Genomic DNA, 22763 nt, shown 5'->3' on the forward strand with positions numbered 1-22763 from the left:
CCGGGCGAGAGGCGGAGCGCGACCGGGCCGGTCCCGCTCCCGCCGGGGGCGCGGGGCGGCTCCGGCGGTCGTCCCCGGGTGGCGTCGGCGGCTCAGAGGGCGTCCCCGGCTGTGGGCCGGTGTGGGGTGGGGACGTCCGGGCGGCCGCGTGCGTGCCCCGGGCGCCGGACCCGGCCCGGCCCGCTCGGGTGAGCCGGGGGCCGTGGGGGTCCCGGCCGACGCCGTGGGCCGGTGGTGCGGGCGGGGCCCGGGGATCAGGGACAATGGGCGCCATGAGCGTGCGCACCCAGTCATCCGAAGAACCGGCCGAGAGCGTCCACAGGGCCGGCTTCGCCTGCTTCGTGGGCCGCCCCAACGCGGGCAAGTCCACCCTCACGAACGCTCTGGTCGGGCAGAAGGTGGCGATCACCTCCAACCGCCCGCAGACGACCCGGCACACCGTCCGCGGGATCGTGCACCGCGCGGGCGCGCAGCTGATCCTCGTGGACACCCCCGGGCTGCACAAGCCCCGCACCCTGCTGGGCGAGCGGCTCAACGACGTGGTGCGCGCCACCTGGGCCGAGGTCGACGTCATCGGCTTCTGCCTGCCGGCCAACGAGAAGCTCGGCCCCGGAGACCGCTTCATCGCCAAGGAGCTGGCGGGGATCCGGAAGACCCCCAAGGTCGCCATCATCACCAAGACGGACCTGGTCGACAGCAAGACCCTCGCCGAGCAGCTCATCGCCGTGGACCGGCTGGGCGAGGAGCTGGGCATCACCTGGGCGGAGATCGTCCCGGTGTCGGCCACCGCCAACAAGCAGGTGGACCTCCTCGCCGAGCTGCTGGTCCCGCTGCTGCCCGAGGGTCCCGCGCTCTACCCGGAGGGCGACCTCACCGACGAGCCCGAGCAGGTCATGGTCGCCGAGCTGATCCGCGAGGCCGCGCTGGAGGGCGTGCGCGACGAGCTGCCGCACTCCATCGCCGTCGTCGTCGAGGAGATGCTGCCGCGCGAGGACCGCCCCGCCGACAAGCCGCTGCTGGACATCCACGCCAACGTCTTCATCGAGCGGCCCAGCCAGAAGGGCATCATCATCGGCCCCAAGGGCAAGCGCCTCAAGGACGTGGGCATCAAGTCCCGCAAGCAGATCGAGGCCCTGCTCGGCACCCCGGTCTTCCTCGACCTCCATGTGAAGGTCGCCAAGGACTGGCAGCGCGACCCCAAGCAGCTCCGCCGCCTGGGCTTCTGAGCCGACCGGGGCCCGCGCGGGAAGGTCCCAGGTCCGCCAGGGGGGCTACGCAGGGCCGCGGGGCTCCGGCGGAAGGCTCGCGTCCCGGCAGCGAGCGGGCGGAACTCCGGCGGGGGTCCGGGATTCCCTGCCCCGGAAGAGGGCGCGGAGGCCCCGGAAAGCACCGGGCGCCCGCGCAGGAGGACGCCGCGGCACACCAGGGGCCGGGCCCCGGGGACCCGTCACCCCACCGGGCCCCGGACGCCCCGTTCCGGGCCCGAGGCGCCCCCGCAGCCCGGCCGGACCCCGCCGCCCCGGGCCCGTCCTCCCCTCGGGTCAGGCCGGAGGCCGGTAGCCGATCGTGGGGACCGCCCGGCGGCGGGGCCAGGGGGCGACCGGGTCGCCGGGGAGCAGACCGGCCAGGAAGGCGTAGCGGCGCAGGGCGGCCGGATCCTGCTCCTCGACCGAGCGGACCTCGTGCCACCAGGTGGCGATCTCGGGCCAGCCCGGCGCCGACAGGGATCCCCCGAACTCCTGGACGGAGAGCGCCGCGGTCAGCCCCGCGAAGGAGAGCCGGTCGGCGAGGGGCCAGCCGGCCAGGGTGCCGGCGACGAACCCGGCGACGAAGACGTCCCCCGCGCCGGTCGGGTCCAGCGCCTCCACGGCGATGGCGGGGACCTCGGCGGTCTCCCCGGTGCGCCGGTCCACCGCGTACGCGCCCTCCGCGCCCAGGGTGACCACCGCGACCGGGACGTGCGCGGTCAGCGCGTGCGCCGCGGCGCGCGGGCAGTCGGTGCGGGTGTAGCGCATGGCCTCGGCCGCGTTCGGCAGGAACGCCTCGCAGTGCGCCAGGTCGGCCAGCCCGGCCAGGTCCCAGGCGCCGGTGTCGTCCCAGCCGACATCGGCGAAGATCCGGGTGCCGCGCCCGGCGGCCTCCGCGATCCACGGGTCCCGGACACCCGGCGCGAGGGAGGCGACCGCGGCCCGCGCGCGGGGCGGGCAGTCCGGCACCGGCTCCCCCGGCGGCGGCTCGTGGCCGTGCGAGACCATGGTGCGCTCCCCCTCGTACGCCATGGAGACCGTGACCGGCGAGTGCCAGCCGGGTACGGTGCGCGAGGGGGTCAGATCGATGCCCTCGCCCCGGGAGAGCGCGTCCCAGCAGTAGTCACCGTAGTGGTCGTCGCCGAAGGCCGCCGCCAGTGAGGTGCGCAGGCCGAGGCGGGCCAGCGCGGTCGCCATGTTGGCCACGCCGCCGGGGCTGGAGCCCATGCCCCGCGCCCAGGACTCGGTGCCGCGCACCGGGGCCGAGTCGAGCCCGGTGAGGATGATGTCGAGGAAGACCGTGCCGGTGAGGTAGACGTCCCAGGGCGGGTCGTGCGGCGTGCGCACCGCGGCCAGCGGGTCGACCTGGGTGTGGCGGTGGCCCCCCGGCGGATGGCGGTGGGTCCGCTCGTCGGCGGGGACGGCGGGCACGACGGGGACTGCGGCGCTCCCGTCGGACGCCGCGGACACGGTGGACGCGGTCACGATGGCGCTCCTGAGCGTGGTGCGGATCAGCACAGTGTGCACCATCACCGGCCGCCGCCGGAGGGCTCACGGCCCGGTGGGAGGGGGTCCCGGGGCCCCGTTCCATGATCGGGTGGCCCATCCTGCTACCCAGCATCCAACACATCAAACCGCGATGTGACTCAGATCACATCATCTCGTCTGTTTCGCACCGGCCCCCGCTTGATACAAATTGCGCGCGCGTTCCTGTCCACGTCCCTGTCCACGTCGACGGTCGGCGCCCACTCCCCTCCCTTCCGCACGCCCTGGAACGCCCGTGTTCGCCCCCCGCACCACCGCACCCTGGCCCCTCGTGGCCCTCTTCACCGCCGGGTACATGCCGCCCTACCTGCTGCCGACCACCGTCGGCAGGCTGGACACCGGCCTCCCCCTCTCCGCCACCCAGGCGGGCGCCGTCGGCAGCGCGCTGCTGCTCAGCTCGGCGTCGGCGGGCTTCCTGCTCGCCTCCCGGGTGCAGCGCACCGGCCCGCGCGCCCTGTCCCGCCTCGGACTGCTGCTGGCCGTCCTCGGCTACGGCGGGGCCGCGCTGACCACCGCCGTGCCCGCCGTCGTCGCCGGACTCGTCGTGGGCGGCTTCGGCTCCGGTACGGCCACCACGGTCGCCGCCACCCGGATCGCCGCCGAGCGCGATCCGCACCGGGCCTCCACGCTGGGACTGCTGAGCGTCTCCGCGCTGGCCGGGGCCGTCTATCTGACGGTGCCGCACCTCGGCCGCTCGCACGGGCTGCCCCTGGCGGCCATCGCGCTCACCGCGCTGGCCGTGTGGCCGCTGACCGGCCGGCTGCCCGCCGGCGCCGCCGCCGGACCCGACGCGCCGGGCACCGATCCGGCCGCCACCGCCCCGCTCCCCCACCGCCGTTCGGGCGCGGTGCTCGCCGTCACGGTGCTGTTCTGGGCCCTGGCGCAGAACTCCCTGTGGGGCGTCAGCGGACGGATCGGGCTGAGCCAGGCCGGGCTGAGCGAGGCGGCCCTCGGCGCGGTGCTCGCCGCTGCCCTGGGCGCGGGTCTGATCGGTGTGCTGGCGGCGGGCGCGATCGGGCCCCGGCTCGGCCGTGCCGTGCCGATAGGCGGCGGGACGGTGCTGATCGCGGGATGCATCGCGCTGAGCGCGGCGGCGACCACGCCCGCCGTCTTCGCCACCGGCGAGATCGCCTGGAACACCCTCTACCCGGTGGTCCTGTCGTATCTGATCGGCCTGGCCGCCTCGCTGGACCCGCGCGGGCGCTGGGCGGCGCTGGTCGGCTCGGCCTCCGCGCTGGGCACCGCCGCCGGTCCGCTGACCGGCAGCGCGCTCTCCGCGCAGGCCGGTTACGCGGGCATGGGCCTGGTGCTGGCCGCGGGCCTGCTGCTGGTCGCCGCGCCGATGACCGCTGTCGCCCTGCACACCGGCGGCCGGCCGCTGCTGCCGGGCGCGGTCCGCCGCCGCGGCGGCACCCCGGCCGCCCTGGTCGCCGCCACCACCGGCACGTCCGGCGGGGCGGTGCCCGAGGTCGGGGCGGTGGAGCAGCCGGTGGTGGAGATCACCGTGGAGGCGCCCGCCGCCCCCGTCCAGCGGGCCTACGGCACGGCCGGACCCTGGCAGTCCGGAACCGCGCCCGGCCCCGGCCCCGGCACCTGACCAGGCACCCCGGGCCGTACGGCCACGGCACCCGGCGCCCCGGCGGCTACGGCTACGGCTACGGCTACGGCTACGGCTACGGCTACGGCTACGGGAAGGCGTACGCCTCCACCTCGGCGAGGTAGCGCGCCCTCAGCTCCTCCTCGTCGTCCAGGAAGGCGGCGAGAAAGGAGTTGCGGGCCAGTTCCCGCAGCCGCTCCGGGCCGAGCCCCAGCACGGCGCCGACCGCGTCGAAGTTGTCGCCGGCGTAGCCGCCGAAGTAGGCCGGGTCGTCGGAGTTGACCGTGCACAGCAGCCCGGCGTCGAGCAGGGCCGGGAGCGGATGGTCGGCGAGGGTCTCGACGGTGCGCAGCCGGACGTTGGACAGCGGACACAGGGTCAGCGGCACCCGCTCCCGCACCAGCCGCTCGACCAGCGCCGGGTCCTCGGCGCAGCGCAGCCCGTGGTCGATCCGCTCGACACCGAGCACGTCGAGGGCCTCGGTGATGTACTCCGGCGGCCCCTCCTCGCCCGCGTGCGCGACCCGGCGCAGCCCGAGCTCCGCGGCGGCCCGGTAGACCTCGCGGAACTTGGCGGGCGGGTGCCCGACCTCGGCGGAGTCCAGGCCGACACCGGTGATCCGGCCGAGGTGGGGCCGGGCGGCGTCGAGGATCGCGAGGGCCGACTCGGCGGACTCGTCGCGCAGGAAGCACATGATCAGGCGGGTGGAGACGCCGTGCGTCGAGCGGCTGCGGCCGAGCGCCCGCCAGAGGCCCTCCACCACGGTGTCCATGGTCACGCCCCGGGCCAGATGGGCCTGCGGGTCGAAGAAGATCTCCGCGTGCCGTACGCCCTGTGCCGCGGCGCGGGCGAGGTAGGCATCGGCGAGATCCTCGAAGTCCCGCTCGGTGCGCAGGACGGTCATCAGCTCGTAGTACAGGTTCAGGAAGGACTGGAGGTCCTCGAAGCGGTACGCCTCGCGCAGGGCCCCGGTGTCCGGGTAACGCAGGGACACGCCGTTGCGGGCGGCCAGCTCGAAGGCCAGCTCCGGTTCCAGTGTGCCTTCGACATGCAGGTGCAGTTCGGCTTTGGGCAGGGGCATCAAAGCATCGTACGGCCGGTTCACCGACGTTTCGGAACCGGGACGCTCTGCAGGTCGCGGGCCACGGTCAGCTCGCCCTCGAACCCGGCGGCCCTGGCCCGCAGTTCGAACTCGGCCGGGTCGGGATAGCGCTGGCTGAAGTGGGTCAGGACGAGGTGCCGCACGCCCGCGTCCCGGGCGACACGGGCCGCCTGCCCGGCGGTGAGGTGGCCGTGCTCCTCGGCGAGCGCCGCGTCCTCGTCGAGGAAGGTCGACTCGATGGCGAGCAGGTCGCAGCCCTCGGCGAGGGCGTGGACGCCCTCGCACAGCCGGGTGTCCATGACGAACGCGAACCGCTGGCCCCGCCGCACCTCGCTCACCTCGTCGAGCGCGACGCCGTTCAGCGAGCCCTCCCGGTGCAGTCGGCCCACGTCGGGGCCGGCGATGCCGCGGGCGGCCAGCCGCTCGGGCAGCATGCGGCGGCCGTCGGGCTCGGTCAGCCGGTAGCCGTAGGACTCGACGGGGTGCGAGAGCCGCCGCGCCTCCAGGGTGTAGGCGGGGGTGACGGCGAGCGGGCCGTCCCCGTCGACGGGGGCCTCGGTGATGCCGACGGTCTCCCGGTAGGCGGTGGCGTACCGCAGCCGTTCGAAGAAGCGCTGTCCGGAGCGCGGGTAGTGGGCGGTGACCCGGTGCGGGACCCGGTCCAGGTTGACCCGCTGGATCACCCCGGCGAGGCCCAGGCTGTGGTCGCCGTGGAAGTGGGTGACGCAGATCCGGTTCAGGTCGTGCGCGGCGACCCCGGCACGCAGCATCTGGCGCTGCGTCCCCTCGCCGGGGTCGAACAGGATGCCCTCGCCGTCCCAGCGGAGCAGATAGCCGTTGTGGTTGCGGTGCCGGGTCGGGACCTGGCTGGCGGTGCCGAGGACGACGAGTTCGCGGACGGACACGGGGCGCCGGTTATCCGGGGGGCCATTCGAGGCCGCGCCCGCCGAGCACGTGGGCGTGGGCGTGCCACACGGTCTGGCCGGCCCCGGCGCCGGTGTTGAAGATGGTGCGGTAGCTGTCCAGCCGCTCCTGCTCGGCGACGGCCCGGGTCTCGCGCAGCACCTCGGCGGCGGTCTCGGGGGCCCCGGCGGCGAGGGCGGCGGCGTCCTGGTAGTGGGCCTTGGGGATCACCAGGACGTGGGTGGGCGCCTGCGGGTTTATGTCGCGGAACGCGACGGTGGTCTCCGTCTCGCGGACGATCGTCGCGGGGATCCGCCCTTCGACGATCTTGCAGAACAGGCAGTCCTCATGCGGCTCCCCTGCCATCTGGCGCTCCTTATGTGGTGATCTTCTGGGGGCATGGTAGCGAGCGGCGTCCACGGGGTGCCGGGCGCCGTCATCACCGCCGGGGCCGGGAGGCTACGGCGCCGCGGACCGGTACGGCAAGGGCGCCCCGGGCCGCGCGCCCGCCCGCGGGGAGCGCGCGCGGCCCGGGGCGCCCCGTCAGGGCAGCTCCGGCGGGGTCTTCGCCGGGTTCTCCGCCAGGGCGGCCAGCGCGATGCGGACGGCCTCGTCGAGCTGGGCGTCGCGGCCCGCCACGTGGTCCTGCGGGCGCTGCGGGACCTCGACGTCGGGGTCGACGCCGTGGTTCTCCACGCCCCAGCCGTAGCCCTCCAGCCAGAAGGCGTACTTGGGCTGGGTGATCAGGGTGCCGTCGACCAGGGTGTAGCGGCTGTCGATGCCGACGACGCCGCCCCAGGTGCGGGTGCCGACGACGGGTCCGATGCCGAGCGCCTTGATGGCGGCGTTGACGATGTCGCCGTCCGATCCGGAGAACTCGTTGGCGACGGCGACGACCGGCCCCCGGGGGGCGTCCAGGGGGTAGCTCTGCGGGCGCATGCCGCGCGGCAGGTCCCAGCCGACGATGCGCCGGGCCAGCTTCTCCACGACGAGCTGGGAGGTGTGTCCGCCGCGGTTCTCGCGCACGTCGACGACCAGTCCCTCGCGGGCGACCTCGACGCGCAGGTCCCGGTGGAGCTGGGCCCAGCCGGAGCCGACCATGTCGGGCACGTGGAGGTAGCCGAGCCGCCCGCCGGACGACTCGTGGACGTGGGCGCGGCGGCCGGCGACCCAGTCGTGGTAGCGCAGCGGCTCCTCGTCGGCGAGGGGGACGACGACCGCGTGCCGCGCCTCGCCGCCGCCGGCCGGAAGGACGGTCAGCTCGACGGGCTTGCCCGCGGTGCCGACGAGCAGCGGTCCGGGGCCGGTGACCGGGTCGACGGGCTGTCCGGCGACGGCCACGACCGCGTCCCCGGCACGGACCGCGACGCCGGGCGCGGCGAGCGGGGAGCGGGCCTCCGGGTCGGAGGTCTCGGAGGGCAGCACCCGGTCGACGCGCCAGAGGCCGTCCTCGTGGCGGGAGAGGTCGGCGCCGAGCAGGCCCTGCCGGGCGCCGTCGCCGTGGCCGCCGCGCGGGATGACGTAGGCGTGGGAGGTGCCCAGTTCACCCTGGACCTCCCAGAGCAGGTCGACGAGGTCGTCATGGGTGGCGACGCGGTCCAGGACGGGCCGGTAGCGGTCGAGCACGCCCTCCCAGTCGACCCCGTTCAGGCCGGGGTGCCAGAAGTTGTCCCGCATGACACGGCCGGTCTCCTCGTACATCTGGCGCCACTCGGCGGCCGGGTCGACGATCTGGCGGACCCTGCCGAGGTCGACGGTGATGTTGGTGTCGCTGTCCTCGTCGCCGGAGGCCCGCCGGTCGCTGGGGACGACCTTGAGGCGGCCCTCGGTCCAGAGCAGCAGGCGCTTGCCGTCGCCGCTGACCTCGAAGCCGTCGGCGTCGCCGGCCAGGTGCTCGACGCGGAGCTGGGCGAGGTCGTAGCGCTCCAGGTCGTTGCCCGGGTCGGAGGCGTCCGGGGTGGCGCGGGAGGCGCCGAGGACGCCGGTGACCGGGTGGCGCAGCCAGAGGACGCCGTCCTTGGCGGCGCGCAGCCGCGAGTAGCGGCCGGCCTCGACCGGGAAGGGCACGATGCGGTCGGCGAGGCCCTCGATGTCGATGCGGGTGGTGGGGGTGCCCTCGCTGTCGGGGGTCTCCTCGCGGTCCGGCGTCTCGAAGGGCCGGCCGTGGCGCTGCGGGCCGAAGGGCGAGGGGGTGGTCGCGGCGAGGGTGATCAGGTGGGGGCGGGCGCCCTCGACGAAGGCCAGGTCGAAGGCGTGCTCGTCGTAGACCGGGTCGAAGGAGCGGGTGGAGAGGAAGGCGAGGTGCTTGCCGTCCAGGGTGAAGGCGGGCGCGTGGTCCCGGAAGCGCAGCGGGGTGGCCTCGCTGACCGACAGATCGGTGGTGTTGGCCAGCTTGAGCTGGCGCAGCGGGTCGGGGCCGGGGTGGGACCAGGCGAGCCAGGAGGAGTCGGGCGAGAAGACCAGGCCGGTGGCGTCGCCGTTCTCGCTCCGGTCGACCTCGCGGACCTCGCCGGACTCGCGCTCGACGAGCAGCACCCGGCCGTCGTGCGAGGCGACGGCGGCGCGGCTGCCGTCGGGCGCCACGGCGAGGGCGAGGACCCGGCCGAGCCGTCCGGCGGCGAGGCGGCGCGGGGTGGCGCCGGGGGCGAGGCCGGTGGCGGGGGCGAACTCCAGGGCGTCGTCGCCCTCGGCGTCCGTCACCCACACCACCCATTCCTCGCCGTCGGCGCGGAAGGCGCGCGGCAGCCGGGTGCGCACCCCGGGGGTGGCGGCGAGGGCGCGGGCGGGGCCGGAGCGGTGGGTGACCCAGTGGACGCCGCCGCGCACCGAGACGGCGCTGCCGCGGCCGGTGTGGTCCGGGGAGGCGGCGCCGAGCCAGCGGGCGGCGTTGACCGGGTAGGGCTGGAGGTCGGTGCGGGAGCCGCCGAGGCGGATGTCGAGCCGGCGCGGCTCGGCGCCGTCCAGGTCGTCCAGCGTCCACAGCTCACCGGCGCTGGTGTAGACGACGCGGGTGCCGTCGGTGGCGGCCTGGCGGGCGTAGAAGCCGCCGAGTGGGGTGTGGCGGCGCAGGTCGCCGCCGTCGGCGAGGGAGGAGTAGAGGGCGCCGGTGCCCTCGTGGTCGCTGAGGAAGGCGAGGCGGTCCCCGGTCCAGAAGGGGTACTCGATCTGGCCGTCGAGGTCCTCGTGCAGCCGGACGAACTCGCCGTCGCCCTGGGCGTCGATCCAGAGCTTGCCGGCCGTGCCGCCCCGGTAGCGCTTCCACCAGGCGGCGTCGCGGCTCGCGGCGGACAGCAGCACGGTGCGCGGTCCGAGGGCGACCTCCCCGACGTGGCCGTAGGGAAGGGTCTCGGCGGGGCCCCCGTCGAGGGGCACGGCGCGGGCCCAGGTGCGGCGGACGCTGGCCTCGCCGTGGGCGCCGAGGGCGAGGACCCGGCCGTCCCGGGTCCAGCCGCGCACCTGGGTGCGCGCACCGCCCCAGTGGGTGAGCCGACGGGCGGGGCCGCCGTCCACGGGGGCGACGTGCACCTCGGGGGCACCGTCGCGGGTGGAGGTCCAGGCGACCGTGGTGCCGTCGGGCGAGATCCGCGGATGGCTGACCGGTACGTTGTCGGCGCTGACGCGCCAGGCGCGGCCACCGTCGAGCGGGGCGAGCCACACGTCGTCCTCGGCGGTGAAGGCGACCAACTCACCGTGCGGATGCGGGAACCGGAGATAGGCAGGCGCTGCGGGCTGTGTCACCCCCTCAGCCTATGCAGCCCCGGCGGCCGACCGACAGGGGTTCGGATCACTTCACCACGTCGAGGGCGGGACGGGGCCCATGACCGGAGGGGTGGGGACGGGCCGGGACGCCGGCCCGGCACACGCCGTCCGGCCGGGGCGCCGGTCGGCCGGGGCGCCGGGTGCGGCGGGGGGCCAAGCGCCCGGCGCGCCCCGTGGTTTCAGGACCAGCGGCCCGTGCGGGTCAGCAGGAGGGCCGCCGCCGCCGTACCGGCGGTGGAGGTGCGCAGGACGCTGCGGCCCAGCCGGTACGGGCGGGCGCCCGCCTCCGCGAAGAGCGCCAGCTCCTCCGGGGAGACCCCGCCCTCGGGCCCGACGACTAGCACGAGGTGACCGGCGGCGGGGAGCGCGGCTTTGGCCAGCGGTTCCTCGCCGCTCTCGTGGAGCACCGCGGCGAAGTCGGCGGTGGCCAGCAGCGCGGCGACCTGCTTGCCGGTCATCGCGTCCGCGACCTCGGGGAAGCGGGTGCGCCGGGACTGCTTCCCGGCCTCGCGGGCCGTCGCCCGCCACTTGCCGAGCGCCTTCGCCCCGCGCTCGCCGCGCCACTGCGTGACGCAGCGGGACGCCGCCCAGGGCACGATCGCGTCGACGCCGACCTCGGTCATCGTCTCCACCGCCAGTTCCCCGCGGTCGCCCTTGGGGAGGGCCTGGACGACGGTGATGCGGGGCTCCTCGGGGGCGTCCTCGCGGACCGTCCCCAGGCCGGTGACGACCAGGCGGTCCTTGCCCTCGGCGGCCCGGACCAGGCCCTCGGCCCAGCGTCCGTGCCCGTCGGTGAGGACGAGCGCCTCGCCGGGCCGCAGCCGCTTCACGGAGACCGCGTGCCGCCCCTCGGGACCGTCGAGGACGTACTCCCCGCCGGGGACGTCCTCGGACCGCAGGGAGCCGACCACGAACACGGGTGCCGTCATCAGCCCGCGCCTCCCCCGGTGTAGTGCGCCAACTCGGCCCCGGCGGTGGCCAGTTCGTCGACCAGCAGCTCGACCAGCCGCCCGGCGGGCAGTTCCCGGGCCAGCCGGTGCCCCTGGCCCGCCCACAGCGCCATGCCCTGCGCGTCGCCCGCCCTGGCCGCCGCCCCGCGCAGCGGCGCGGTGAGGTGGTGGACGTCCGGGTAGGCGGCGGGGACGTACGGCCCGTGCTCCCGCACGAAGCGGTTGACCAGCGCGCGGGCCGGGCGGCCGGAGAAGGCGCGGGTGAGTTCGGTCCGGACGTACAGCGGGTCGGTGAGGGCCCGCTTGTGCAGGGCGTGGGCGCCGGACTCGGAGGCGGCGACGAAGGCGGTGCCGAGCTGGGCCGCGTCGGCGCCGGCGGCGAGCACGGCGGCGATCTGGCCGCCGCGCATGATGCCGCCCGCGGCGACGATCGGCAGGTCCACGGCCTCGCGCACCTGGGTGATCAGCGCCAGCAGCCCGATGCCGGCCGCGTCGGTCTCCGGGTCGTCCCGGTGCCGCCCCTGGTGGCCGCCGGCCTCCACCCCCTGGGCGATCACCGCGTCGGCGCCGGACCGTTCGACGGCCCTGGCCTCCTCCGCGGTGGTCGCCGTGGCCAGGACGAAGCTGCCGGCGCGGTGCAGGGACTCGACGGCCTCGGGGCCGGGGACGCCGAAGTGGAACGAGACCACCGGCACCGGGTTGTCCAGCAGCACCGCGAGCTTGGCGTCGTAGCCGTCGTCGCGTCCGCTGTCGGGGTCGCCCAGCTCGGTCTCGTACCAGACGGCCTCCCCGGCGAGCTGGTGGGCGTAGACGCCGACGGCGGCGGGGTCGGCGGTCTCCGGCTGCGGCATGAACAGGTTGACCCCGAAGGGGTGGCCCGTCAGTCCCCGGAGCTGCTTGATCTCCTGGTACATCCCGTCCGCGGTCTTGTACCCGGCGGCCAGGAACCCGAGCCCGCCCGCCTCGGAGACCGCGGCGGCGAGCCGCGGCACGGCGACGCCGCCGGCCATGGGCGCCTGCACGATCGGGTAGGGGAAGAGATCGGTCAGTGCGGAGGACATGACCGCATGGTGTCATGCCTCCTGGGCAAGTCCGAACCCGACCGTCCGCCCGGCACCGGCGGGCCGGGCCCCGGGCAAGCCGGACAATCCCGAACACGCCGGGCGGGCCCCGCCGGACGGGCCCCGGACCGGACGGCGCGGGGCCGGACCGCCCGGAGGCACGCCCGGCCCCGCGCGGGTGTCAGCGGCCGTTGAAGGCGTCCTTCAGCCGGGAGAACAGGCCCTGCTGGCCGGGCTGGAACTGGCCCTGGGGGCGCTCCTCGCCGCGCAGCTCGGCCAGTTCGCGCAGCACGCGCTCCTGGTCGGGGTCGAGCTTGGTCGGGGTGGTGACCTCGACGTGCACGATCAGGTCGCCCCGGCCGCCGCCGCGCAGATGCGTGACGCCCCGGCCGTGCAGCGGGATCGACTGGCCGGACTGGGTGCCCGGGCGGATGTCGATCTCCTCCATGCCGTCCAGCGTCTCCAGCGGCACCTTGGTGCCGAGGGCCGCCGCCGTCATGGGGATGGTGACCGTGCAGTGCAGGTCGTCGCCCCGGCGCTGGAAGGTCGGGTGCGGCAGCTCCTGGATCTCGACGTAGAGGTCGCCGGCCGGACCGCCGCCGGGGCCGACCTCGCCCTCGCCCGCGAGCTGGATGCGCGTGCCGTTGTCGACGCCCGCCGGGATCTTCACCGTGAGCGTCCGCCGGGAGCGGATGCGCCCGTCGCCCGCGCACTCGGGGCAGGGGGTGGGGACCACGGTGCCGAAGCCCTGGCACTGGGGGCAGGGCCGGGAGGTCATGACCTGGCCCAGGAAGGACCGGGTGACCTGCGAGACCTCACCGCGTCCGCGGCACATGTCGCAGGTCTGCGCCGAGGTGCCGGGCGCCGCGCCCTCGCCGTTGCAGGTGTTGCAGACGACCGCGGTGTCGACCTGGATGTCCTTGGTGGTGCCGAACGCGGCCTCGTCCAGCTCCACCTCGATGCGGATCATGGCGTCCTGGCCCCGGCGGGTGCGCGAGCGCGGTCCGCGCTGCGACGCCGTGCCGAAGAAGGCGTCCATGATGTCCGAGAAGTTCCCGAAGCCGCCCGCGCCGAAGCCGCCGGCCCCCGCGCCGCCCGACTGGGACAGCGGATCGCCGCCGAGGTCGTAGACCTGCTTCTTCTGCGGGTCGGAGAGGACCTCGTAGGCGGCGTTGATCTCCTTGAACCGCTCCTGCGTCTTCGGATCGGGGTTGACGTCCGGGTGCAGCTCGCGCGCGAGCCTCCGGAACGCCTTCTTGATCTCGTCCTGGGACGCGTCGCGGCGCACGCCGAGTACGGCGTAGTAGTCCGTGGCCACCTACGACTCCGCCAGGATCTGTCCGACGTACCGTGCCACTGCGCGTACCGCTCCCATCGTTCCCGGGTAGTCCATGCGGGTCGGTCCGACCACGCCGAGCTTGGCAACCGCCTCGCCGCCCGAACCGTAACCGACCGACACGACGGACGTGGAGTTGAGTCCCTCGTGGGCGTTCTCGTGACCGATCCGTACGGTCACGCCCGCGTCCTTCGACTCACCGAGCAGCTTGAGGAGCACGACCTGCTCCTCCAGCGCCTCCAGGACGGGCCTGATCACAAGGGGGAAGTCGTGCCCGAAGCGGGTGAGATTGGCGGTGCCGCCGATCATCAGCCGCTCCTCGTTCTCCTCGACCAGCGTCTCCAGGAGAACGGAGAGCACGGTCGAGACCGTACCGCGGTCCTCGGCCTCGAAGGCGTCCGCCAGGTCCTCGACCAGGCTCGGCACATCCGTGAACCGGCGCCCCACGACACGGCTGTTGAGCCGCGCCCGCAGGTCGGCGAGGAAGACCTCGCCGAACGGCGCCGGACAGTCGACGACACGCTGCTCGACCCGGCCGGTGTCCGTGATCAGCACGAGCATCAGCCGCGCGGGCGCGAGGGCCAGCAGCTCCACGTGCCGCACGGTCGAGCGGGTCAGCGAGGGGTACTGCACCACGGCTACCTGCCGGGTGAGCTGCGCGAGCAGCCGCACCGTGCGGGCCACCACGTCGTCGAGGTCGACGGCGCCCTCCAGGAAGTTCTGGATGGCGCGCCGCTCCGGGGCGGTCATCGGCTTGACGCCCGCCAGCCGGTCGACGAAGAGCCGGTAGCCCTTGTCGGTGGGGATGCGCCCGGCACTGGTGTGCGGCTGGGCGATGAACCCCTCCTCCTCCAGGGCCGCCATGTCGTTGCGCACGGTGGCCGGGGAGACGCCGAGGTTGTGCCGCTCGGTGAGGGCCTTGGAGCCGACGGGCTCCTCGGTGCCGACATAGTCCTGGACGATGGCGCGCAGGACCTTCAGCCTGCGTTCACTGAGCACCGCGCGCACCTCCTGAAGTCGTCGCCCCACGTCGCCTGGTCCGTCCTGGCACTCATCGGGCGCGAGTGCCAGACTTCCCCGGCCCAGTGTACGGCCGTGGGGTACGCCCGGGGCAAGGCCGGTGCCGCGCCGCTAGCGTCGTCGCCATGAGCGTGGGATGGGAAGAGGCGGGCTGGGAACGGGTGGCGGCCGGGGTCGGGCGGTGCCGGCTGCCGGTGTGGGACTGCACGGCGGGGCTGGTCGTCGGCACGGACGCGGTCCTGCTGGTCGACGCGGGGTCGAGCCTGGCCGAGGGCGCCCGGCTGCGGGCGGCGGCCGAGCGGCTGACCGGCCGCCGTGTGACGCATGTCGCGCTGACCCACCCGCACTTCGACCACGTCCTCGGGGCGGCGGTGTTCGCCGGGGCGGAGGTCCTCGGGGCGGCCGGGACCCGGGCGCTGTTCGCGCCGGGCGGACGGGGCCGGGAGGCGCTGCGGGCGGACGCGGTGGCCAACGGGCTGGACCCGCGGCTCGCTGCGGAGGCGGTGGACGCGCTGGCGCCGGCGCGGCACGAGGTGACCGGCGGGCGGGAAGTCGACCTGGGCGGCGGGCGGCGCGCCCTGCTGACCGCGGTGGGCCCCGGGCACACCGGGCACGACCTGGCGGTGCTGGTGCCGGGCGACCCGGCGGTGGTCTTCTGCGGCGATCTGGTCGAGGAGTCCGGCCCGCCCCAGGCCGGGCCGGACGCGGCGCCCTCGCACTGGCCGCCGGCACTGGACCGGCTGCTGGAGCTGGGCGGGGAGGACGCCCGGTACGTGCCCGGTCACGGAGCGGTGGTCGACGCCGCCTTCGTACGGGCCCAACGGGACGCGCTGGCCGACCGGTTCGGCGTGTCGCGCTGATCGGGCGCCGCGCGTTCCTCGTATCGTCACCCGAATGCGCCAGTACTCCGCCGATATGACCCCTCCCTGGAAGAAGCCGGGTCCCGCGCCCGAGGTCCCCGCCGAACCGGGACTGGTCGTCGAGGAGCCCGGCACCGGGTTCTGCGGCGCGGTGGTGGGCTGCGAGGCGGGCACGGTCACCCTGGAGGACCGCTTCGGCAAGCGCCGGGTCTTCCCCATGGAGCCGCGCGGCTTCCTGCTGGAGGGCCGCGTCGTGACCCTGACCCGCCCCGGACGCGGTCCGGTCCGCCCCACCCGCACCGCGTCCGGCTCGGTCGCCGTCCCCGGCGCCCGCGCCCGGGTCGCCCGCGCCGGGCGCATCTACGTCGAGGGGCGGCACGACGCGGAGCTGGTCGAGAAGGTGTGGGGCGACGACCTGCGCGTGGAGGGCGTGGTCGTGGAGTACCTGGGCGGCGTGGACGACCTGCCGTCCGTCGTCGACGAGTTCGCGCCCGGCCCGGACGCCCGGCTCGGCGTGCTGGTGGACCATCTGGTGCCGGGCTCCAAGGAGTGGCGCATCGCGCAGGCGGTGACCGGTGACGACGTGCTGGTGGTCGGCCACCCCTACATCGACGTCTGGGAGGCGGTGAAGCCGTCGTCCGTGGGCATCGCGGCGTGGCCACGGGTGCCCAGGGGCGAGGACTGGAAGACGGGGGTCTGCCGGGCGCTGGGGTGGCCCGCCGACAACACCGGCGCCGCGTGGCAGCACATCCTGGGCCGGGTGGGCTCGTACAAGGACCTCGAACCGGCGCTGCTGGGCAGCGTGGAACGGCTGATCGACCATGTGACGGCGTGATCCGCGCGGGGCGCGCTCCGGGTGCCCCGCGACGGGGCGGGTGCGGCCTCCGCGGCCCGGCCGTGGCGGCGGGCGGTCCCGCACGCGCGGTGCGGAGGGCTCACCGCCGGTCCGCACCGGGTGGGGCCTCGCCGCCGGTCCGGCCCTTGGCACGGTGCCCGCGGGGGCGGACCTCGGGGCGGCCGCCCGGAGGGGCCGGCGGGGTGTGACGGGCGGCCCGCGCGGGGCGGCACCGCGCCCGGACCGGCTCAGGGGACGGGGCCCTGTGCGGCGGGGCCCGTACGACGTGCGGCAGGCGGCGGGGACGGCGCGGGGCGACCCTGCGGGGAGCGGCTCGCGGCAGGGGCGGCGCGGAGGGACCGCCCGCGAGGGGGGCGGGAGCCGTGCCCGTGAGGGGGTCGGCCCCGCTGGTCGCCGTCCCGGCCGAAGAGGTCCACGCGGAGGAGCGGGACCACGGCCACCGCACCGAGCAGCAGGCCGAGGGGTGCGACGAAGCCGAGGGCACGGCCCTCCGGGGGCGGGGCGGGGCCACGCCGTTCGTCCCCCGCCTCCCGCGATGGGACCCCGCTCCCCCACCGCGCGGGCCCCGGGGCGCACCGGCGGGCCCGCGCGGCGGCGCGGCGGGCCCCGGAAGGGCCCGGCGGGGTCGCGGGCCCGGGAAGGGCCGCTCAGTCGACCAGGTCGCGCACCACCGCGTCCGCCAGCAGTCGTCCGCGCAGCGTCAGCACCGCCCGTCCCCGCCCGTACGCCTCCTCCTGGAGGAGGCCGTCGGACAGCGCGCGGCGGGAGGCGGCGAGCCCCGCCTCGCGCAGCAGGTCCAGCGGCACGCCCTCGCGCAGCCGCAGTTCCAGGAGGACCCGCTCCACCCGCCGGTCCTCCTCGGTGAGCACCTCCCGCCCGGCCCCCGGGGAGCGTCCGGCCGCCAGGGCCGCCGCATAGGCGCCGGGGTGCTTCACGTTCCACCAGCGGACCCCGCCGACGTGCGAGTGGGCGCCCGGTCCGGCCCCCCACCAGTCCGCGCCCCGCCAGTACAGCTCGTTGTGCAGGCAGCGCCCGGCCTCGGAGGAGGCCCAGTTCGACACCTCGTACCAGGCGAAGCCCGCCGCCGACAGGGTCTCCTCGGCGATCAGGTACCGGTCGGCGTGCTCGTCGTCGTCGGTCATGGGCACCTCGCCCCGCCGGATGCGCCGGGCGAGCCCGGTGCCCTCCTCGACGATCAGCGCGTAGGCGGAGACATGGTCGGGCCCCGCGCCGAGCGCCGCGTCCAGGGAGGCCCGCCAGTCGTCGTCGGACTCGCCGGGGGTGCCGTAGATCAGGTCGAGGTTGACGTGCTCGAAGCCCGCCGCGCGGGCCTCCGCGACGCACTCCTCGGGCCGGCCGGGCGTGTGGGTGCGGTCCAGCACCTCCAGCACGTGGCGCCTGGCGCTCTGCATGCCGAAGGAGATCCGGTTGAAGCCGCCCGCGCGCAGGGCGGCGAGGTACTCGGGGCCGACCGAGTCCGGGTTGGCCTCCGTCGTAATCTCCGCGTCCGCCGCGAGCCCGAACTCCTCGCGCACCGCGCTCAGCATCCGGACCAGGTCGGCGGCGTCCAGCAGGGTCGGCGTGCCGCCGCCGACGAAGACGGTGCGGACCTCCCGGGGGTCGTCGCCGAGGACCGCGCGGGCGAGGCGGACCTCGTCGGCCAGGGTGGCGGCGTAGTTGTCGCGGGAGGCGAGGACGCCGCCGGTGCCGCGCAGTTCCGTGGCGGTGTAGGTGTTGAAGTCGCAGTAGCCGCAGCGGGTGGCGCAGTACGGGACGTGCAGGTAGAAGCCGAGGGGGCGGTCCGCCGCCCCGGCGAGCGCGGCGGCGGGCAGCGCGCCGTCGGCGGGGACGGGTTCGCCGTCGGGAAGTGCGGAGGGCATGCGTTCCATTGTCCCGTACGCCCGCGGGTGCGGTTCCCCCGTCCTCCCGGACGGGCCGGGACGGGCCGAGCCGGGACAGGCCGGGACGGGATGGGACAGGCCGGGCCGCGACAGGCCGGGACGGGCGGGCGCGGCGGGCGCGGCGACCGTCCGGGAAGGCGGCGAGCGCGGCGAGCACGGGGCACGGCGAGCGCGGGAGCGCGGGCACGGACCGCGCGGCCGGGGCCACGGCACGCGGGGGCGGGGCACGACCGGGGTCGGCCGCAGCGGGACGGGGGCGCGGCGGCGCGGGCGCGGCCGGTCCGGTCCCCGGGCCGTGAAGGGCGGGGCGTCCGCGCCCTCACTCGGCCTGGAGCACCAGCAGTGCCAGGTCGTCCCCCGGCGGCTCGGCGCCGAACTCGTGCACCAGCCGCCTGATCCGCTCCGCGACGAGCCCCGCGTCCAGCCCCGCGCACCCGGCGAGCGCCGCCGCGAGCCCGTCGCCGTCGTCGAACTGGCGGGAGCCGTCGCGCCGCTCGGTGACGCCGTCGGTGACGCACAGCAGGACGTCCCCGGAGCACAGCTCGAACGTCTCGCTGGTGTACGTCGCGTCCTCGACGACGCCGAGGAGGGTCTGCGGTTCCGCGACCGCGCGCACGGTGCCGTCGGGCGCGAGCAGCAGCGGCAGCGGATGCCCGGCGGAGGCCAGGGTGCAGCGGACGCCTCCGTCGACGGGGACCAGCTCGCCGTAGAGGAGGGACAGGAAGCGGGTCTGCGGACCGTCGCCCGGGGCAACCGGACGGCCTCCGGCGGCCACCAGGGCGCGCGCCGCGGCGTCGGCGGCCTCGGTGGCGTCGTCGAGGAGGAGCTGGTTGAGCCGGTCGAGCACGTCGGGGACCTCGTACCCCTCGCGGGCGAGCAGCCGCAGCCAGGGCCGGGCCAGGCCGATGACGACGGCGGCCTCGGGGCCCTTGCCCTGGACGTCGCCGACGGCGAAGCACCAGCGGCCCTCACCGGCCGGGAAGAGGTCGTAGAAGTCGCCGCTGGGGCCGCCCTTGTCGCAGGGCTCGTGGACGAGGGCGCTGCGCACCCCGGGGATCTCGGCCACCGCGCCGGGCAGCAGACCGCGCTGGAGGACGGCGCTGATGGTGGCCTGCCGGGCGTACTGGCGGGCGGCGCCGATGGCGAGCGCCACCCGGCGGCCGAGGTCCTCGACGAGGCCGCCGATCTCCTCGGGGAAGCAGGAGGTGCCGGCCCGCCCGATGACCAGGGTCCCCAGCGGCCTGCCCCCGGCGGCCAGCCGGTAGGCGAGCGCGGCGCCGTGGGCGCCGAGCGAGCCGCCGGGCCAGGGGTGGACGACGGGGCCCGCGTGCCAGGGGCCGCCTGGGCGGGGCGGGTCCTTCTCCAGGGCGCGGCGCAGTTCGTCGACGTGGTCCTCGTTGCCGTGCCAGACGCGGGGCGGGCGCAGTCCGGCGGTGCCGCCGGTGCCGTCGGCCCAGGCCCCGCGCGCCTCGTCCTCCAGCCACACCGCGCACCAGTCGGCGAGCCGGGGCACGATGAGCTGCCCGGCGAGGGAGGCGACCAGGTCCTCGTCGAGCTGCCCGGCCAGCAGGTCGGACGCCTCCGCGAGGAAGGAGAGGGCGCCCCGGCCGAGCCACTCCCGGTCCCGGATCCCGCGCCAGTCGGAGCCGGGGCCGGCGTCGGGCCACGGGGGGCGCCCCGGGCCGGGCCACCGCCGGAGGTCGTGTCCGGGGGCGTCGGCCGCTCCCTCCCCGTCGGCGGGCAGCCGGGCCCACACCGTCTTGGCGCCGGCACGGTGGGTGACGCCCCAGGAGTCCGCGAGCCGGGCGACCAGGCCCAGGCCGCGGCCGTACTCCTCGGGGAGCCCGCCCGGCGCGCCGCCCGGTCCCTCGCCGCCGTGCGAGGCGCAGTCGGGGTGGCGGTCCATGACCTCGACGACGAGCGTGCCGGACTCCTCCAGCAGACAGGCCACCTCGATGTCCGTACCGGCGTGCACCACGGCGTTGGTGACCAGTTCGCTGACGGTGAGCAGGGCGTCGGAGGCCAGCCGCTCGGTGAGGAGCGCGGCGCCGGGCAGGCCGCGCGCGGTCCACTCCGTGAAGGCGGACCGCAGCAGCGCGCGGGCGGAGCCCGGGGCGAGGGAGCTGCCGAGCATGATCACGTGGGCCCGCGCGTCCTCCGCCGCGGGCGCGCCGGTCGCGCCCCCGGGCGCACCGGCGGCGGGCGGGTGCGCCCCCTCGGCGCGTGGAACGGTCTCCCTCTGCGTCGGAATGGCCCCCATGGGCGGTCTCCCCCGGGCAAGTGCGTGCGGTGGGTCCGCAGTCGCCGACAGAGTGACAGACCGACCCGGTACGGAAGCAAGGAGTTACCGAAGTGGTCCGCCTTGAGGGAGAACCATGCTACCCGGATGGTCGAATCCGTCCGGAAACCGGACATATTTGAGCGACGGGCATATTCGTCCTCCGCCCGGGAGGGACGCGGGGGACCGGCCCCGACGCCGCGGACCCGGCCCTCGCCGCGCGGGCCGGGCGGGGCCCGCACGGGGCCGCGCGTCCGGGTCCGCCGCGGGGCGGGCGGCGGTCGGCCGGATCCCGCGCGGCGCGTCCGCCGCGGCCGGGCGCGCCGCCCCCGCGCCGCCCCGCGCCCGGCTATGCCTCGCGCGCGCCCTCGTACATCTGGTCGATGAGGTCCTTGTACTCGCGCTCCACCACCGGCCGCTTGAGCTTCAGGCTCGGGGTGACCTCGCCGTGCTCCACGTCGAGGTCGCGGGACAGGAGGCGGAACTTCTTGATGGTCTGCCAGCGCTGGAGGCCCTCGTTCAGCTCCGTGACGTAGCCGTCGACCATCGCGACCGCCGCCGGGTCCCCGACGACCTCGGCGTAGGTCCGGCCCTCCAGGCCGTTCTCCGCCGCCCACTTCATGATCGCGGGCTCGTCCAGGGAGATGAGCGCCGTGCAGTAGTTCCGGGCGGCGCCGTGCACGAGGATGTTGGAGACGTAGGGGCAGACCGCCTTGAACCGGCCCTCGATCTCGGCCGGCGCGATGTACTTGCCGCCGGAGGTCTTGATCAGGTCCTTCTTGCGGTCGGTGATGCTCAGATAGCCGTCGACGGACAGCTCGCCGATGTCGCCGGTGTGCAGCCAGCCGTCCGGCTCCAGCACCTCGGCGGTCTTGTCGGGGTGCCGGTGGTAGCCCTCCATGATGCCGGGGCCGCGCATGAGGATCTCGCCGTCGTCCGCGACGCGCACCTCGGTGCCGGGCAGCGGCTTGCCGACGGTGCCGGTGCGGTAGGCCTCGCCCGGGTTGACGAAGGAGGCGGCGGAGGACTCGGTGAGGCCGTAGCCCTCCAGGATGTGCACGCCGGCGCCGGCGAAGAAGTAGCCGATGTCGGGGGCGAGGGCCGCGCTGCCGGAGATGCAGGCGCGCAGCCGCCCGCCGAAGGCCGCGCGCAGCTTGGCGTAGACGAGCCGGTCGGCGACGCCGTGCCGGGCGGTGAGACCGAGCGGGGCGCTCGCGGTGCCGGTCCGCCGGAAGGAGTCCTGGGTGACCCGGGCGTACTCGCGGGCGACACCGACGGCCCACTGGAAGATCCGGTACTTGGCGGCGCCGCCCTCCTTCGCCTTGGCCGCGACGCCGTTGTAGACCTTCTCGAAGATGCGCGGCACGGCCGCCATGTACGTGGGCCGCACCACCGGCAGGTTCTCGATGATCCGGTCGACCCGGCCGTCGACGGCGGTGATGTGGCCGACCTCGATCTGGCCCGAGAGCAGCACCTTGCCGAAGACGTGGGCCAGCGGCAGCCAGAGGTACTGGACGTCGTCCCCGTTGATCAGGCCGGTGGCCGCGATGGCCTTGGCCATGTAGGACCAGTTGTCGTGCGGCAGGCGGACGCCCTTGGGGCGGCCGGTGGTGCCGGAGGTGTAGATCAGGGTGGCGAGCTGGTCCCCGGTGAGGGAGCCCACCCGCTCCTTGATGAGCTGCGGCTCCCGCTCCAGGCGGGCCGCGCCCCGGCGCTCCAGCTCGTCCAGGGTGAGCACCCGCTCGTCCGAGGTGTCGGCGCCCTCCGGGTCGATCACCACGACATGGGTGAGGTCCGGCAGCTCGGCCAGCCGCTCGCGGGCCTTGGCGAGCTGGACGGCGTCCTCGGCGACCAGGACCCGGCTCTCGGAGTCGGACAGGATGTAGGCGGACTCGTCGGAGTTGGTCTGCGGATAGACCGTGGTCGTCGCGGCGCCCGCGCACATGATGCCGAGGTCGGTGAGGATCCACTCCAGCCGGGTGGAGGAGGCGAGGGCGACCCGCTGCTCGGGCCGCACGCCCAGCTCGATCAGCCCGGCGGCGATCCGGTCGACCCGCTCGGCGGCCTGCGCCCAGGTCATCGACCGCCACTCGTCCGGGCCCTCGCCCGACACGGGGGGCACCGGGTAGCGGTACGCCTCGGCGTCCGGCGTGGCCGCCACGCGCTCCAGGAAGAGTCCCGCCACGGAGGGCGGGCGGTTCTCGATCAGTGCTTGTGTGTCGCTCACGACATCCTCCGGGCCCGCGACGGTGCGGCTGGCTCAGGTGTGGCTGGTTTTCACTCTCGGACGGTGGTTCGGTGCGGTGCGGGTGCGGCCGGGACGGCACGGTTCGGGGTGAGGGCACGGC

General features: G+C 75.8%; 16 protein-coding genes. 4 read left to right on the plus strand and 12 right to left on the minus strand.

What is annotated here, in order from left to right:
• Window positions 1-272: 272 nt before the first annotated feature.
• The gene (era, locus tag GTY84_RS03815) at window positions 273-1226 is read left to right on the plus strand and encodes a GTPase Era (protein WP_161224652.1); all 954 of its coding nucleotides are present in this window, start codon (window positions 273-275) and stop codon (window positions 1224-1226) included.
• 315 nt (window positions 1227-1541) lie between these two features.
• On the opposite strand, the gene GTY84_RS03820 is transcribed toward era, so the two are convergent.
• Window positions 1542-2603, minus strand: coding sequence for a PfkB family carbohydrate kinase (locus GTY84_RS03820; protein WP_237532025.1), 1062 nt, complete (start codon window positions 2601-2603; stop codon window positions 1542-1544).
• A gap of 424 nt (window positions 2604-3027) precedes the next feature.
• Here GTY84_RS03820 and GTY84_RS03825 point away from each other — a divergent pair, with 424 nt between their 5' ends.
• The gene (locus tag GTY84_RS03825) at window positions 3028-4389 is read left to right on the plus strand and encodes an MFS transporter (RefSeq protein WP_161224654.1); all 1362 of its coding nucleotides are present in this window, start codon (window positions 3028-3030) and stop codon (window positions 4387-4389) included.
• A gap of 88 nt (window positions 4390-4477) precedes the next feature.
• On the opposite strand, the gene GTY84_RS03830 is transcribed toward GTY84_RS03825, so the two are convergent.
• The 8 genes from GTY84_RS03830 to hrcA form a co-directional block, all read right to left on the minus strand.
• On the minus strand, window positions 4478-5470 hold the full coding sequence (locus tag GTY84_RS03830) for an adenosine deaminase (protein ID WP_161224655.1): 993 nt from the start codon (window positions 5468-5470) through the stop codon (window positions 4478-4480).
• Between the two features lie 20 nt (window positions 5471-5490).
• On the minus strand, window positions 5491-6396 hold the full coding sequence (locus GTY84_RS03835; protein WP_161224656.1) for a ribonuclease Z: 906 nt from the start codon (window positions 6394-6396) through the stop codon (window positions 5491-5493).
• A 10-nt stretch (window positions 6397-6406) separates the two neighbouring features.
• Window positions 6407-6760, minus strand: coding sequence for a histidine triad nucleotide-binding protein (locus GTY84_RS03840; protein ID WP_161224657.1), 354 nt, complete (start codon window positions 6758-6760; stop codon window positions 6407-6409).
• A 177-nt stretch (window positions 6761-6937) separates the two neighbouring features.
• Window positions 6938-10132: a S41 family peptidase gene (locus tag GTY84_RS03845; RefSeq protein ID WP_161224658.1), complete on the minus strand. Its 3195-nt coding sequence runs from the start codon at window positions 10130-10132 to the stop codon at window positions 6938-6940.
• Window positions 10133-10332: 200 nt separating this feature from the next.
• A complete protein-coding gene (locus GTY84_RS03850) occupies window positions 10333-11082 on the minus strand; it encodes a 16S rRNA (uracil(1498)-N(3))-methyltransferase (protein ID WP_161224659.1) in 750 nt (249 codons plus the stop codon).
• Window positions 11082-12164, minus strand: a complete 1083-nt coding sequence (locus GTY84_RS03855) for a nitronate monooxygenase (RefSeq protein ID WP_161224660.1) — start codon at window positions 12162-12164, stop codon at window positions 11082-11084. Before GTY84_RS03855 ends, GTY84_RS03850 begins: the two co-directional genes overlap by 1 nt.
• A gap of 181 nt (window positions 12165-12345) precedes the next feature.
• Complete coding sequence (dnaJ, locus tag GTY84_RS03860; RefSeq protein WP_161224661.1) at window positions 12346-13482, minus strand: molecular chaperone DnaJ; 1137 nt, start codon at window positions 13480-13482, stop codon at window positions 12346-12348.
• Window positions 13483-14499, minus strand: a complete 1017-nt coding sequence (gene hrcA / locus GTY84_RS03865) for a heat-inducible transcriptional repressor HrcA (protein WP_161224699.1) — start codon at window positions 14497-14499, stop codon at window positions 13483-13485.
• Window positions 14500-14645: 146 nt separating this feature from the next.
• Between hrcA and GTY84_RS03870 the strand changes: the two genes are divergently transcribed.
• Both GTY84_RS03870 and GTY84_RS03875 read left to right on the plus strand, forming a co-directional pair.
• Entirely contained in the window at window positions 14646-15380 is a 735-nt protein-coding gene (locus tag GTY84_RS03870; RefSeq protein ID WP_161224662.1) for an MBL fold metallo-hydrolase, read from the plus strand.
• A 34-nt stretch (window positions 15381-15414) separates the two neighbouring features.
• Window positions 15415-16215, plus strand: coding sequence for a DUF3097 domain-containing protein (locus tag GTY84_RS03875; RefSeq protein WP_161224663.1), 801 nt, complete (start codon window positions 15415-15417; stop codon window positions 16213-16215).
• 668 nt (window positions 16216-16883) lie between these two features.
• Here the strand turns inward: GTY84_RS03875 and hemW are convergent.
• The 3 genes from hemW to GTY84_RS03890 all read right to left on the minus strand — a co-directional run bounded on the left by hemW (window position 16884) and on the right by GTY84_RS03890 (window position 22642).
• Window positions 16884-18116, minus strand: coding sequence for a radical SAM family heme chaperone HemW (gene hemW / locus GTY84_RS03880; protein WP_161224664.1), 1233 nt, complete (start codon window positions 18114-18116; stop codon window positions 16884-16886).
• Between the two features lie 340 nt (window positions 18117-18456).
• On the minus strand, window positions 18457-20397 hold the full coding sequence (locus tag GTY84_RS03885; RefSeq protein ID WP_161224665.1) for an ATP-binding SpoIIE family protein phosphatase: 1941 nt from the start codon (window positions 20395-20397) through the stop codon (window positions 18457-18459).
• 367 nt (window positions 20398-20764) lie between these two features.
• Window positions 20765-22642 (minus strand): AMP-dependent synthetase/ligase, encoded by a 1878-nt coding sequence (locus GTY84_RS03890; protein ID WP_161224666.1) that lies wholly within the window; start codon window positions 22640-22642, stop codon window positions 20765-20767.
• Window positions 22643-22763 lie beyond the last annotated feature (121 nt).

Origin of the sequence: Streptomyces sp. SID8352 (genome assembly GCF_009862265.1) — a bacterium.
Classification (GTDB): Bacteria; Actinomycetota; Actinomycetes; order Streptomycetales; family Streptomycetaceae; genus Streptomyces.

Excerpts from the sequence above, each read along its gene's own strand:
- era (WP_161224652.1), top strand. The coding sequence starts at position 273 with ATGAGCGTGCGCACCCAGTCATCCGAAGAACCGGCCGAGAGCGTCCAC.
- GTY84_RS03830 (WP_161224655.1), bottom strand. The coding sequence starts at position 5,470 with ATGCCCCTGCCCAAAGCCGAACTGCACCTGCATGTCGAAGGCACACTG.
- GTY84_RS03840 (WP_161224657.1), bottom strand. The coding sequence starts at position 6,760 with ATGGCAGGGGAGCCGCATGAGGACTGCCTGTTCTGCAAGATCGTCGAA.
- GTY84_RS03850 (WP_161224659.1), bottom strand. The coding sequence starts at position 11,082 with ATGACGGCACCCGTGTTCGTGGTCGGCTCCCTGCGGTCCGAGGACGTC.
- GTY84_RS03855 (WP_161224660.1), bottom strand. The coding sequence starts at position 12,164 with ATGTCCTCCGCACTGACCGATCTCTTCCCCTACCCGATCGTGCAGGCG.
- GTY84_RS03870 (WP_161224662.1), top strand. The coding sequence starts at position 14,646 with ATGAGCGTGGGATGGGAAGAGGCGGGCTGGGAACGGGTGGCGGCCGGG.
- GTY84_RS03875 (WP_161224663.1), top strand. The coding sequence starts at position 15,415 with ATGCGCCAGTACTCCGCCGATATGACCCCTCCCTGGAAGAAGCCGGGT.
- hemW (WP_161224664.1), bottom strand. The coding sequence starts at position 18,116 with ATGCCCTCCGCACTTCCCGACGGCGAACCCGTCCCCGCCGACGGCGCG.
- GTY84_RS03885 (WP_161224665.1), bottom strand. The coding sequence starts at position 20,397 with ATGGGGGCCATTCCGACGCAGAGGGAGACCGTTCCACGCGCCGAGGGG.